Here is a 13,203-nt window from a genome sequence, read left to right as displayed (position 1 = left end):
ACATTAAGGTCTATTGTCAGAGTTGATTCAACTAGCTTCATAAACTGCCATTGAAATTTTACTTTTAATTTTCTGCAGTCATCCACACAAGATAACCTAACATTCTATCTACTGGTGGCAATAAATACACATTAAGGTCTATTGTCAGAGTTGATTCAACTAGCTTCATAAACTGCCATTGAATCCCGTTACTTACACTACCATAAATTACGGGGATACGACAATTTTGCATTTCATTAAACCGTTGAGCAGCAACCATCTCTGCAATACATTGACCAGTCCCTGTTTTAATATCTGTCTTCTTCGCTTCTACCACCACAACTGCTGGTGCTTCAATTTCTAGAACTTGTGTTGAGCGAGTTAGTAAAAAATCACAGTTCCCATTTAGACCTACCGATTCATCAACATTAAATTCTTCTCCAGAAAATAGACTAACTTTTCGATCTAACTGTCGTCTTACTTCTAAAAGCACTGGGTAAATAATACCTTCCGACCGTGCTTTTTCACTACCAGATGTGGCGACAATGGGCAAGGTTTCTTGGAGATAGTCAGAGAGGCTAGGGGAAGGAGTGATCGCTTGAACTTCTGGCAAAAAGCGATCGCTATCAACTACTGTTAAATTAAAAGCTGTTTTAACGGTACTGATGGTTTTGAACTGAGTGTAAGACATAGAATAATTCCTAGATTACAAACTTTTAGAGTGGTCAAATCTCCTTAAATTATGGTAAATTTTGATTGCTCAATATTTGCCTAACACATTACTTTAATTTTACGGTAAATTTGCGAATTAAATAATTTACAAATTAGTAGGAATGATTCCAGAGGTAACAGCTAGAAAATTATGATTATTTATAATAACAATAGCATCTTCAAAATCTGGGGAATTTACATTTATATAGATAGATCCTATATGGTATATGTTCATAACTATACTTCAATATTCAATCTGCTCTACTCCCTTACTTTCCCACTTCTCCAATTATAAGATAATTAATTTAACCGGATTTGATATGAGAGGTATATCAATTGCCACATTATTAATTGTTACTATTTCAGAAAATGTTCTGATTTACTTCAAACAATAAATCGTTAAATATTCTCCTTGTTACGGAAAACGCTTCACATTTCCTGTAGGAAAAACTCAATAACTACCAATTTTGACTTGTGCGTAGTCCTATATCTGTCCTGACACTCTTAAGAAAAAAAGTATATATTAATAATAGTAACAATTTAGACAAAAAACTTGACAATATCAAGTAATTTTGGTAATGAAACCAGAGGATTGAACAAAATGGAATTAAATTTAAGTATTAAGCAACAAACATTAGAAGTTGTAGAATTAAGAGTCACTGAATATTTTCAACGCTCTGAAGGTCAATGGCATTCGGAAAGACGTTACTACACTTTACCTGAAGGGGACACCCAAGAAATAGTTAGTCAGATAACAATCAAATTTTTAGAGCAAGGAAGTCCAGAACTTATTAAATTAGGTCAACTCCATGAGTTAGATAATCCTGAAACAGCAATGATTTGTGGTTCTTATGTAAGTTGGGTTAGTCAAGATTCTGTATCAGAAAAGAAACAGTCTGAAGGTTCAACAGTATTCGGAGTAAAAGGTTCAAGTTTGTATCGCGATCGCGGTTTTGCCACGACTAACCCCATCATAGCTGAATATCACCTATCTGACCCTAATACATTATGTCTCAGAACAGAGTACAATGGTTCTGTATTTGAGGAAGAAATTAAACAAATAGGCCATAAATACCGGACACGACAAACTATTATTTCCCGTGCTGGTGAACAAAAAATGATAGGTCAATATCTAGAAAAACGTATTTTAAATAATCAGTAAAGGTGAAGCGACGTAATTTTTTGATCGGAGCAACGGCAATAACTTTAGCTGAATTTTTGGCAGGATGTGAAACACAAGCGGATTTAAAAATTCAATTGTTAAAAAACACTATTCCTGCTCAAATGGTGTCAAAATTTCGAGGGGAATTAACATCTCCTCCTAAGTTAAGTTTTCAACCTCAAGAAAGCTTGAGTGAATTATTTTCTCTGCTGCAAAGTTGGCAGAGAAAACTTTTGTCTGAAAAACAGAATTTGTCTACAAATAAAACAGAAAATATAGATATTGCTAATCTGGTTACTTTGGGAGATTATTGGTTAGCAAATGCTATTAAACAAGAGTTAATTCAACCTCTTAATTCTGAAGCTTTACAAAGGTGGAAAAATTTACCGAAAAAATGGCAAGAATTAGTCAAACGGAATAATCAAGGTTATGTTGATACCCAAGGTAAAGTTTGGGCAGCACCTTATCAGTGGGGTACAACTTTAATTGCTTATCGAGTTGATAAGTTTAAAAATTTGGGATGGGAACCTAAAGACTGGAGCGATCTATGGCGACGAGAATTGAAGGGTAATATTTCTTTGCTAAATCAAGCTAGAGAAGTTATTGGTTTAACTCTGAAAAAATTAGGTAAGTCCTACAATACTAAAAATATTTATGAGGTAGAGAATTTAAAATCGGAACTGATTAAACTAAATCAACAAGTTAAATTCTATAGTTCCGAGGATTATTTACAATCATTAATTATTGGAGATACTTGGTTAGCAGTTGGTTGGTCTAATGATATTTTACCATTGGTCAAAACACATAAAGAAATTGCTGCTGTTGTGCCTCAGTCGGGAACAGCTTTATGGGCTAATTTATGGGTTAAACCTGCGGCTACTTCTGAGACTTCTTTAACAGAAAAATGGATTGATTTTTGTTGGCAACCCCAGATCGCAGAGCAAATGTCAATACTAACTCAGATAACTTCTCCTATTCTACCAGAAATTAATCCAAATGATTTGACTTCGGAAATTAATAATAATCCTCTGTTATTACCTCCACAAGAAATTATTGAAAAAAGTGAATTTCTAATACCATTAGCAGAAAGTACAATCGAACAATATAATTCAGTGTGGCGAGAAATTCGTCAACCTCTTCCCCTAATGTAGACATCCAGTCAAAAATAAATAAACCTTTTAGTTACTAAAGTAGCTAAAGAAAAAAGTAACCAGAAAAAATCCCTTTTTCTGCCTTTTTAGTAAAAATATCTTATACCAATTCCCAAAAGTAATGCTATACTTCACCAATACTTCAACAGTCAAATATGTAGCAAAATTCAAAGTATGTTTTTGACAATTTAAGTTTAGTTAGTATATATTATTTATTCTTTTACCTCTCCCCACACCTCCCACACTCCCCACACTTATCTACCCAATTAAATATAGAATTCTGTTTGATAAATGGTATCACCTGTTCCCTGTTCCCTTGTGGGGCTGGTTAAATATGTATAATTAAAGGTTTTAATGGGGCTGAAGCCCTACTACAAACAAAAACTTTTTTTCTTGCTAATTATCGGGACAATGCTTTTGTTGGATTTCCTGCGTCAACCAAACCTACACGCTCAGTAAAGTTTTTATTGTGGGTATTCAGTTAAACAATATTGCCTCTAAATTTTGCAAAGCATCTTCCAAATTATCATTCACCAATTGGATATCAAACTCTGCAGCAGCTTCAAGTTCTTCAGTCGCTCGTTTTAGACGTTTAGCGATCGCCTCTTGTGAATCTTGTCCCCTACCTCGTAATCTTTTTTCCAATTCAGCGGTCGAAGGTGGTAAAATAAAGATTCTCAAAGCATTAGGAAAAGTTTGTTGAATTTGTCTTGCCCCCTGTAGCTCAATTTCCAGTACCACTGATTTACCTTGTTTGATATTTTTAATTACGGGAATACTTGGTGTTCCATAAAAATTACTTGCATATTCTGCCCACTCTAATAATTCCTCAGTTTCGATCATCTTTTGAAATTTATCGCGGTCTACAAAAAAATAGCTCTTTCCCTCAACTTCTCCAGCTCGAGGTGAACGAGTAGTTGCAGAAACAGACAAAACTAATTCTGGGTGGCGTTGCAACAAAGAACTTAACAAAGTCCCCTTACCTACACCACTTGGTCCAGTTAAAACAATTAATTTACCAGTTTGCATAATTTTCTATCATATAGCAGGGAATAGGGAACAGGGAACCGTTGGAAAAACATTTCCGTCTTCTTAAATTTCATCATCACTAATTGTCCTAACCAAATTCTTTCTTGGCTATAGTCCTAATATCATTAAACTTTTAGTTATTAAGATTCTGATTCTGCAAAATCCAACATTAACTATCAAAACTTTAGTCATCTTTGTGATTAAATATAAAGCGATGTGCTACTGTCTCAGGTTGAATTGAAGAAAGAATAACATGATTAGAATCTGTAATAATCACTGCTCTAGTACGGCGACCATAAGTAGCATCAATTAATTGGCCTCTTTCCCGTCCATCATTAATAATCCGCTTGATGGGGGCTGATTCTGGACTAACAATTGCAACGACCCGATTTGCAGAAACTATATTACCAAAACCAATGTTAATTAACTGGATATCCATGACAGATTATAATGAAATACAATAAACCTGTACGACTAGATGATAAATACAAAGTTTTTCACCCTACAACGAGAAAATACATCAAAATATTCATTTAGACAAATCAGGTTCTACAAAAAAAATATGGGTAGTAGGAGATCTGATAAGTATTGGAGGATTTTGATTTTTAAATCTTTTTCCCTATATTTTATCTTCTCCTCCTGTACGTTACCCTAATATATAGATAGCCTAGTTGATTCATAGAAAAAAAAATTTAATATTCGCGAAAATACCAAATAGTTTATATAGAAGCAATGGCTATGTATATTCAATAATTAATAATTAATAATTACCTCTTCAAGGCTTTATACCTTAATTTTTCGGTAAAGTTTAAAAACAAATATAAATTAGATAATGATTTGAATTTATCAAAAAATGAGAAACTAAATTTAGATTTTGATAATTTTGGACGTTTAACTTGGAAATTTTGATTCTAACCTAACTGTGCAACCTGTTGATTATACAACTCTTATGGCTTCTTGTTCTGAACTCCGGTCTCAATGGCTTCCGGCCAGGTTAGAACAAGTATATCAGCGCGATCGCTTTACCATTGCTATAGCCCTCCGAACTATCAAAAAACGAGGCTGGCTAGATATTTCCTGGCATCCTCAAGCGGCCCGTATCTGTATTAGTGACCCTCCTCCTCGTATTCCTGATACATTTACCTTTAGTCAACAACTAAGACATCAGTTAGGTGGGTTAGCTTTAATAGCTATTGCTGAAGTTTCTCCTTGGGAAAGAGTTTTGGACTTCCAATTTGCAAAACGTCCTGGGGAAGCTCCTCTGTGGCATCTTTATGTGGAAGTTATGACTAAATATAGTAATGTTATTCTTACCACTGCTGATAATTTAGTTGTTACCTGTGCCCATCAAGTTAATAGTCAACAGTCTAGTGTTCGTCAAATTCAAACTGGTCAACCTTATGAACTTCCACCATCTTTAACTAACCCTATTCCTAACCTCCAAGAAACTCAACAGCAGTGGCAAGAAAGAATAAGTTTAATTCCTGGTCAATTATGGCGAAATGTAATTAAAAATTATCGTGGTTTGAGTAAGGCTTTAGTACAACCAATGATTGAAGCTGCTGGTCTAGATCACCAAAAACCTACGGATGACTTGGCTGCTTCAGACTGGGATAGATTATTTTTACTTTGGCAAAAATGGCTGGGAATTTTGGCAAAATTGGACTTTTATCCTAGTTGGACATCTACAGGCTATAGTGTAACAGGTTGGGGGGGAATAGAATCTGTTAATACTGTCGGTGAATTAGTAAATAGCTATTATACTCAACAGCTTAATCAGCAAAAGTTTAGTCAACTCTATCATCAAATTAGTCAAAAACTTAATAGTATCACGGCTAAGTTACAGTTAAAGGCCGATACTTTTACGGAGCGTTTAAAGCAGTCGGATGGGGCAGAATTGTTGCGATCGCAAGCCGATCTGCTTATGGCCAATCTTCAGGAATGGCAACCAGGGATGAAAAATATCTCTCTTGCGGGCTTTGAAACAGGAGAAGCTGTAGCCATCAAGTTAGATCCAGAAAAAAATGCAGTGCAGAATGCCCAAAGTATTTATAAAAAGCACCAAAAGTTAAAAAGGGCGCGTACAGCAGTTGAGCCACTTTTGGCAGAAGTTCAAGCTGAAATTAACTATTTGGAACAAATAAAAACTTTTTTGTCTCAGTTAGATAGTTACCAAAGTCCAGAAGATTTACAAACTTTGGAGGAAATTCGGGATGAGTTGATTCAACAAAGTTATCTTAACGCCCCAGAACATCATCACCAAGATAATAGAAAGGATACAGAATTTTATCGCTACCAAACTCCTAATGGATTAGAATTATTGGTAGGTCGTAATAACCGTCAAAATGACATCTTGACTTTTCGGCTGGCAGGAGATTATGATTTATGGTTTCATACTCAGGAAATTCCTGGCAGTCATGTTTTGTTGCGACTGGATGCTGGTGCAATACCGGATGAGGTTGACTTACAATTTGTTGCGGATATGAGTGCCTTTTATAGTCGTGCCCGTCAAAGTGAAGTAGTTCCCGTGATTTATACCAAACCTAAGTTTGTTTATAAACCCAAGGGGGCAAAGCCAGGGATGGTTGTTTATAAACAGGAGCAGGTTTTGTGGGGTAAGCCACAAAGTGCGGAAGTCTACATAAAACAGAGGTCAACTTCTCTTGATTTTTAAATTTTTTTTAATAAATTTCTCAATAGTTTGTTACAATAAGTACATAACAACAAAGTGAGACCTATAACCCGCTAAACGCTGCGAACTTGGGAATGCGTAGCTAGAGGTTAATCTCACAGAAATAACAACGGAAAATATTTAATACCTAGACCAATTTTGCAAAATTGGTCTTTTTTTGTTTATTTGATTATACCACAAAAAAAGCTTTTTGTAACACAAGAGCGCCTGTAGAGAAAAAATAGTGTTAATAAAGACCAAAACAGTATCAATTATCTCTCATTAGGAGGTTGTTAGTAACGTATGATAAATCGTAAATCCTTATACCCAGAATTTTATTGGTAAGAACTTATGTTACATAATAGTCCAATCGCAGTTCAAGAAAACAAACAATACAATCATCAAGGTTACAGATATCATCTACCAGAACTGGATCTTGAGACTCTCAACGAAGAATTTGGCCAAGCTGATGCTCATACTTTGGTGAAGTGGGGATATGAAACTTTTGGAGAAGGTCTGATTATGACTACCAGTTTTGGTATCCAGGCTGCTGTTATGTTACACCTAGTTACAAGTATTGTGCCTAATATTCCTGTTATTTGGATTGATACAGGATATTTACCAGCCGAAACTTATAAATTTGCTGAAGAGTTGACAGAACGACTCAAGCTTAATCTTAAAGTATATCAGTCCCCTATTAGTCCAGCCCGGATGGAAGCTATGTATGGAAGACTTTGGGCAGAAAAAGATGTTGATTCCCTCAACCGCTATGACCAAATTCGGAAGGTAGAACCCATGCAACGAGCATTGAAAGAGCTTAGGGCGACTAGTTGGTTAACTGGGTTAAGGGGAGACCAAACTAAGCATCGCCAAAGTTTAGGTAGGATTGGTAAACAGTCGGGTATATATAAGATTTTACCGATACTTAATTGGAATGCACGAGATATTTATCAATATTTGACAGCCCACGATTTGCCTTATCACCCATTTTTCGATTTGGGATACACTACAGTGGGAGATTGGCATTCTAGTCGGCCTCTGACTGCTGATGATTCAGATGAACGGGATACCCGCTTTCATGGGCTTAAGCAAGAATGTGGGCTACATTTGCCTCAAACACAGGCTGAAGCTCAAAGTCTTGATTCTAGTTTATTGTAATTAATTTTTGGATCTAAGCATTCAGCTATTAGCCTTCAGCTCTCAGCTTTTCAATGAACGAAGCAAGCAAAGGACATAGTTTTATATCTCAATTTCTACCACATCCTTCTTTAAAGGTAATTAAGCTAATAGCTGAATGTTAAATACTTACTGAAAAATAAAGGTATAAAGCCTCTCATTTTAAGGAAAAAAGCGGTCGTTTCTCTGCACAACATGAAAAAAATAAATAATATTTCCTTATATTTAATCAAGAATGGTTTTAACTAGAGGTAATTATCAATTATCAATTATCCATTATCCATTAATGAAGTCTTTATTTAGGGCTTGCTGATTAAAAACGCCTTGACAGATAAAGCTATTAGCCTTTTTGGTTCTGGAAAAAGTACGAACTTTTAGGTCAAAAAGGTTCAAAATTGAGGATTTATTTTTTGCTCAATATTTAGAAAAAATCACTCTTACTATTCTTCCGACTACATCCTTTAAATTCCCAATTTCTGCTGACTCCTGACTCCTGACTCCTGACTCCTAACACTACTAAAATACTTTTTCAGCAAACCCTATTTATTTCAAAGCTTCAGCATGATAACGAATATGATCTTCGATAAAAGATGCAATAAAATAATAACTATGATCGTAATTTTCTTGCATTCTTAAAGTTAGTGGTAAGCCAACTTTTTTACAGGCATTTTCAAACACGTCTGGGAGTAATTGCTTTTGAGCTAAAAAAGGATCAGCAGTTCCTACATCGATTAAAATTGGACGATTATAACCAGAAGTTAAAACTAATTCACTCGCATCATAATTACGCCAATTTTCTCGATTTGTACCTAAATAATTTCTAAAAGCTTTTTCGCCCCAAGGACAATGCATAAGGGCTGAAATTGGAGCAAAAGCCGAAACTGATTGATATTTTTCAGGATTTTTTAAGGCACAAATTAATGCTCCATGACCTCCCATTGAGTGACCAAAAATGCTTTGCTTATCTGGTTGTACAGGAAAATTTTTGGCAATAATTTCTGGTAGTTCTTCGACTACATAACTATACATTTGATAATGCTTTTTCCACGGTTCTGAAGTGGCATTAATATAGAATCCTGCACCTGTACCAAAATCCCAATCATCATCCTCTCCAACAATACCAGTATTGCGTGGGCTTGTATCTGGTACAACTAAAATTAATCCATATTTATTAGCAAATTGTTGCGCTCCTGCTTTAGCCATAAAATTCTCTTCAGTACAGGTTAAACCAGAGAGAAAATACAGAATTGGTAGGGATTGTGATTTCGCTTGCAGTGGTTGATAAATTGAGAAACGCATCTCAATATTACAGGTGGAAGATGAGTGGAAATAATAGCTAACTGTACCAGCAAAGCATTGATGCTGTTTAACCAGTTTAATTTCTGTAGACATAAGTCATTTCAGTTATCAATTATCAGTTATCATAAAACTCCTATAGAAGAATAACTATATTTCAGTCCTCTTTTATAGTGGGAATTTTATAGTGGGAAATAGTTTTGTATTCTTGTCTGTTCCTTGTTTTCAGTTAAGTTGTTGTCTATACCCCTTTTTTAGATTTACTTTAAAAACAATCTCTCACACTTTTTTGATACAAATCTTATTAAATTATTAACTATTCTGTAATTATCTTCTAGGAGATTGTAGTAATTATTAATTAAATCTCATTTTATGGAGTTAGTGATAATACTATGGGCTTAAATATTGAGGCTGTAAAAAAAGTGAGTATCTCTATCCCCGAATTTGAACATCCTGAACTATTGGAAATTGCTCTAATTCATCCAAATCACATTTATGATGGAACTAATATTATAAGGCCAGAACAAAAACAACAGGCTCTAGAGCATCAGGGTTTGGCCAACTTGGGCTATGTAGTTTTTTGTCGAATTGTTGGTAACTATTTATCAGACAATTTTTCTAGTTTAGGTCAAGCAACTCTGACTATTATAGAAAGCGATATTGTCAGTAGGAAGATGCTTTCTGAATTTGCTAGAGATTTAAAGTTGAGGCAGTTTTCTTTATTGGGAAAAAGCTATAAATGGAAGCATAAAAGTGAGCAAAATAAAATTTTAGCTCAAATATTTGAAGCTCTAATAGGTGCAATTTATTTGGAGTTTGACCGGGATTTAGAACGGACTAATGATTGGTTAGTTGAACACTGTCTTGCTAAAGCAGTTAATCAACTTTTAACTACTGCATTTCAAGATGATTCAGATTTAGAAACAGATTTTCAACTGATAGATTGGATTGAGGTTTTAAAATTACCTTTATTAAATCCGAAGAGTTTATATAGAAAAAATAATCCTTTGCTTGAATGTTAATCAAATTATGGTTTATGATTGACTTGATTTTATAAAACCCTGTCCTTAAGGATGGGGTTTAAAATTAACTTGATTAGCAATTGCCTATCTTTATAAAATTTATAAATTCTTTGATAATTATCAGGTCAAATTTGAAGTTACTTTCAACAATTAATAATTAACAATTAATAATTATTAATTGTTACCTCTTCTGTAATAGAAGGATTGGGCTAAAATAAATTTTTTTTCGTTACCTCAACCCAACCTACAAAATAATCCTTGGATACTTATGCAAAATTATTATATTGTCATACCTTATGCATTCTTTAAAAAGTTACAACACTACGAATAGACTTACCTTCGTGCATTAAATCAAAAGCTTCATTAATTCTTTCCAATGGCATTACATTAGTAATCAAATCGTCAATATTAATCTTCCCTTCCATATACCAATCAACAATTTTCGGCACATCTGTACGACCTTTCGCACCGCCAAAAGCTGTACCTTTCCACACTCTTCCTGTTACTAAATGAAACGGACGAGTACTAATTTCTTGCCCCGCACCTGCCACACCAATAATTACACTAACACCCCAACCTTTATGACAACATTCCAAAGCTTGACGCATGACATTAACATTACCAATACATTCAAAAGTATAGTCAGCACCTCCCTTTGTTAAATCTACTAAATAAGGAACTAAATCTCCTTCTACTTCCTTGGGATTAACAAAATGTGTCATGCCAAATTTTTTCGCTAATTCTTGTTTTGTAGGATTAATATCAACCCCAACAATCATATCAGCACCTACCATTTTTGCACCTTGAATTACATTTAAACCAATGCCTCCCAAACCAAATACAATTACTTTTGCTCCTACCTCTACCTTGGCAGTATTAATAACAGCTCCAATGCCAGTCGTAACCCCACAACCTATATAACAAACCTTGTCAAAAGGAGCATCTTCTCGGATTTTTGCTAAAGAAATTTCTGGTAAGACTGTATAGTTAGCAAAGGTTGAAGTTCCCATGTAATGATGTATCATTTCACCATTTAATGAAAATCTACTTGTACCATTCGGCATCACACCACGACCTTGAGTAGTTCTAATTGCTTGACATAAATTCGTTTTCATGCTTAGACAATACTCGCATTGACGGCATTCTGGGACATACAAAGGGATAACGTGGTCTCCTGGTTTGAGATTGGTGACACCAGGCCCAACTTCGACAACAACTCCTGCTCCTTCATGGCCTAAAATACTGGGGAATAAACCTTCGGGGTCAGCACCGGAAAGAGTATAAGCATCGGTATGGCAAATCCCGGTTGCTTTAATTTCTACCAATACTTCTCCAGCTTTGGGACCTTCTAAATTAACGGTTTCTATAGTTAATGGTTTTCCTGCTTCAAATGCTACTGCTGCTTTGGTTTCCATTTTGCGATTGTCCTATAATTGACATTATTAAAATAATTAGTGGTAATAGTTTATGTAAAGAAGAAGTAATAAGCAAGGAGGAAATAGGAGAAGATTTTTTGAATAATTAATAATTAACAATTAATAATTAATAATTACCTCTTCTGTAATAGAAGGATTGGTTAATCGGAAAGTTTGATAAATCTTTCTACTTTGTTTGTGAGCCGAAGGTTTTTTGGTAAGCAAGCCGTTACATATAGCTATTCAATGGAGAGAATTAGATGGCAAACTATGTCTATATAGCAACAAGCTTAGATGGATTTATCGCTACAAGTAATGGCGGATTAGATTGGCTAGAAGAGTTACCAAACCCTGAACAAAGCGATTATGGATTTGCTAAGTTTATGAATAATATAGATGCTGTAGTGATGGGAAGAAAAACCTTGGAGAAAGTTTTAACTTTTGAGCGATGGGTTTATAATCAACCTGTTTTTGTATTAAGTAATAGTCTCACAAAGCTTCCAGAAGAAATTTTTGGTAAAGCTGAAATTGTTAGTGGGGAAATCAAGAGACTAATCATTCAATTGAATCAAAAAGGATATCAAAATTTATACATTGATGGAGGCAGAGTAATACAAAGTTTTCTTCAAGAAGACCTTATTGATGAAATGATTATTACTCGCGCCCCAATTCTTCTAGGAAAAGGATTTCCTTTATTTGGTCAACTAGAAAAACATCTTCAGTTTAGGCACAAAAAAACGGAGATATACAATAATACTCTGGTCAAAAGCCACTATATACGAGATAGATAAAAGTAATTACTAAGCATATTTTGGACTTGATTGCAAAAAGGAATATTAACAAATGCCTTATAGTAAATTCAACTTAGATGAATTACTAACAAATTTTAATCTAAACTTAGTTGAACTTCAGGGAAAATTCAACAATTTCCCTGAAGTTGTGCCTAGTAAAATACTACAAGAACTTTTCAAAGACTATATACCTTTAGCAATTGCCATTGGTTCATAAAAAGCTCGTTCTGAGTTAATTGTTGCGCCAATTTTAGTCGAGATAAAGAAATAACTAAATAATCAAATCAGCATTTTTTCAGGAATAGAATTTAACGTTAATCCTGACCAAGGTTTAAATAGTTTTTGTGATTTTATTATTAGCCGTTCCACAAGACAACTTGTTATTGAAGCACCAGTTGTTGCCTTAGTAGAGGCAAAAAACGATAATCGGAAATCTGGTTTTTCTCAATGTATTGCAAAGATGCTAGCTGCTCAAATTTTTAATCAAAGAAAAGGCAACAATATTAATAAAATTTATGGTGTTGTGACAACGGGAACAGTTTAGCAATTTTTAGAGCTAGAGTCCTAAACTATAACTGTAGATTTGAAGGAATATTCTATCAATAATTTATCGAAAATTTTAGGTATTTTAATTAGTTTGCTTAGAGTCTAGTAGTTTCATTAATTGATAATGGATAATTGATAATTACCTCTGGTTAAAACCGTACGGGAATTGAAGATAAGGAAATATTATTTCTTCTCTTGATCGATTGGATATGGCGTTTAGCGTTCCGCACAACGCGCGTTAACGCTGCGCGACA

The 13,203-nt window shown here is 34.5% G+C and carries 12 protein-coding genes; 7 read left to right on the top strand and 5 right to left on the bottom strand.

Annotation, left to right across the window (positions count from 1 at the left end):
* Positions 1-64 precede the first annotated feature (64 nt).
* Positions 65-670: a hypothetical protein gene (locus ACP6PL_RS06395; RefSeq protein WP_426543707.1), complete on the bottom strand. Its 606-nt coding sequence runs from the start codon at positions 668-670 to the stop codon at positions 65-67.
* Positions 671-1,291: 621 nt separating this feature from the next.
* Between ACP6PL_RS06395 and ACP6PL_RS06390 the strand changes: the two genes are divergently transcribed.
* Both ACP6PL_RS06390 and ACP6PL_RS06385 read left to right on the top strand, forming a co-directional pair.
* A complete protein-coding gene (locus ACP6PL_RS06390; protein WP_426543705.1) occupies positions 1,292-1,852 on the top strand; it encodes a phycobiliprotein lyase in 561 nt (186 codons plus the stop codon).
* Between the two features lie 2 nt (positions 1,853-1,854).
* Positions 1,855-3,003 carry an extracellular solute-binding protein gene (locus tag ACP6PL_RS06385; RefSeq protein ID WP_426543703.1) on the top strand — a complete coding sequence of 383 codons (1,149 nt, stop codon included), beginning with the start codon at positions 1,855-1,857 and terminating at the stop codon, positions 3,001-3,003.
* 477 nt (positions 3,004-3,480) lie between these two features.
* Here ACP6PL_RS06385 and gmk read toward each other — a convergent pair whose 3' ends face one another.
* Both gmk and remA read right to left on the bottom strand, forming a co-directional pair.
* Entirely contained in the window at positions 3,481-4,032 is a 552-nt protein-coding gene (gene gmk, locus ACP6PL_RS06380; RefSeq protein WP_426543701.1) for a guanylate kinase, read from the bottom strand.
* Positions 4,033-4,216: 184 nt separating this feature from the next.
* Positions 4,217-4,471: an extracellular matrix/biofilm regulator RemA gene (gene remA, locus ACP6PL_RS06375; protein WP_293137593.1), complete on the bottom strand. Its 255-nt coding sequence runs from the start codon at positions 4,469-4,471 to the stop codon at positions 4,217-4,219.
* Positions 4,472-4,954: 483 nt separating this feature from the next.
* Between remA and ACP6PL_RS06370 the strand changes: the two genes are divergently transcribed.
* Entirely contained in the window at positions 4,955-6,706 is a 1,752-nt protein-coding gene (locus tag ACP6PL_RS06370; protein WP_426543699.1) for an Rqc2 family fibronectin-binding protein, read from the top strand.
* A 348-nt stretch (positions 6,707-7,054) separates the two neighbouring features.
* Positions 7,055-7,861, top strand: coding sequence for a phosphoadenosine phosphosulfate reductase (cysH, locus tag ACP6PL_RS06365; protein ID WP_426543697.1), 807 nt, complete (start codon positions 7,055-7,057; stop codon positions 7,859-7,861).
* Between the two features lie 561 nt (positions 7,862-8,422).
* On the opposite strand, the gene fghA is transcribed toward cysH, so the two are convergent.
* Complete coding sequence (gene fghA / locus ACP6PL_RS06360; RefSeq protein ID WP_426543695.1) at positions 8,423-9,271, bottom strand: S-formylglutathione hydrolase; 849 nt, start codon at positions 9,269-9,271, stop codon at positions 8,423-8,425.
* Positions 9,272-9,597: 326 nt separating this feature from the next.
* On the opposite strand from fghA, the gene ACP6PL_RS06355 reads away from it, so the two are divergent.
* Positions 9,598-10,197, top strand: a complete 600-nt coding sequence (locus tag ACP6PL_RS06355; protein WP_426543693.1) for a ribonuclease III domain-containing protein — start codon at positions 9,598-9,600, stop codon at positions 10,195-10,197.
* Positions 10,198-10,502: 305 nt separating this feature from the next.
* On the opposite strand, the gene ACP6PL_RS06350 is transcribed toward ACP6PL_RS06355, so the two are convergent.
* Positions 10,503-11,612 (bottom strand): S-(hydroxymethyl)glutathione dehydrogenase/class III alcohol dehydrogenase, encoded by a 1,110-nt coding sequence (locus ACP6PL_RS06350; protein WP_426543691.1) that lies wholly within the window; start codon positions 11,610-11,612, stop codon positions 10,503-10,505.
* A 260-nt stretch (positions 11,613-11,872) separates the two neighbouring features.
* On the opposite strand from ACP6PL_RS06350, the gene ACP6PL_RS06345 reads away from it, so the two are divergent.
* Both ACP6PL_RS06345 and ACP6PL_RS06340 read left to right on the top strand, forming a co-directional pair.
* The gene (locus tag ACP6PL_RS06345; RefSeq protein WP_426543689.1) at positions 11,873-12,403 is read left to right on the top strand and encodes a dihydrofolate reductase family protein; all 531 of its coding nucleotides are present in this window, start codon (positions 11,873-11,875) and stop codon (positions 12,401-12,403) included.
* A 52-nt stretch (positions 12,404-12,455) separates the two neighbouring features.
* The gene (locus ACP6PL_RS06340) at positions 12,456-12,620 is read left to right on the top strand and encodes a hypothetical protein (RefSeq protein ID WP_426543687.1); all 165 of its coding nucleotides are present in this window, start codon (positions 12,456-12,458) and stop codon (positions 12,618-12,620) included.
* Positions 12,621-13,203 lie beyond the last annotated feature (583 nt).

Source organism: Dapis purpurea BLCC-M126, assembly GCF_050015975.1.
In the GTDB taxonomy this organism is placed as follows: Bacteria; Cyanobacteriota; Cyanobacteriia; order Cyanobacteriales; family Microcoleaceae; genus Trichodesmium.
The sequence above is the reverse complement of the archived record's forward strand: the minus strand, read 5'-3'. Positions and strand labels throughout refer to the sequence as shown.

Coding starts and splice junctions, on each gene's coding strand:
- ACP6PL_RS06395 (WP_426543707.1), bottom strand. CDS start 670: ATGTCTTACACTCAGTTCAAAACCATCAGTACCGTTAAAACAGCTTTT.
- ACP6PL_RS06390 (WP_426543705.1), top strand. CDS start 1,292: ATGGAATTAAATTTAAGTATTAAGCAACAAACATTAGAAGTTGTAGAA.
- gmk (WP_426543701.1), bottom strand. CDS start 4,032: ATGCAAACTGGTAAATTAATTGTTTTAACTGGACCAAGTGGTGTAGGT.
- remA (WP_293137593.1), bottom strand. CDS start 4,471: ATGGATATCCAGTTAATTAACATTGGTTTTGGTAATATAGTTTCTGCA.
- cysH (WP_426543697.1), top strand. CDS start 7,055: ATGTTACATAATAGTCCAATCGCAGTTCAAGAAAACAAACAATACAAT.
- fghA (WP_426543695.1), bottom strand. CDS start 9,271: ATGTCTACAGAAATTAAACTGGTTAAACAGCATCAATGCTTTGCTGGT.
- ACP6PL_RS06350 (WP_426543691.1), bottom strand. CDS start 11,612: ATGGAAACCAAAGCAGCAGTAGCATTTGAAGCAGGAAAACCATTAACT.
- ACP6PL_RS06345 (WP_426543689.1), top strand. CDS start 11,873: ATGGCAAACTATGTCTATATAGCAACAAGCTTAGATGGATTTATCGCT.
- ACP6PL_RS06340 (WP_426543687.1), top strand. CDS start 12,456: ATGCCTTATAGTAAATTCAACTTAGATGAATTACTAACAAATTTTAAT.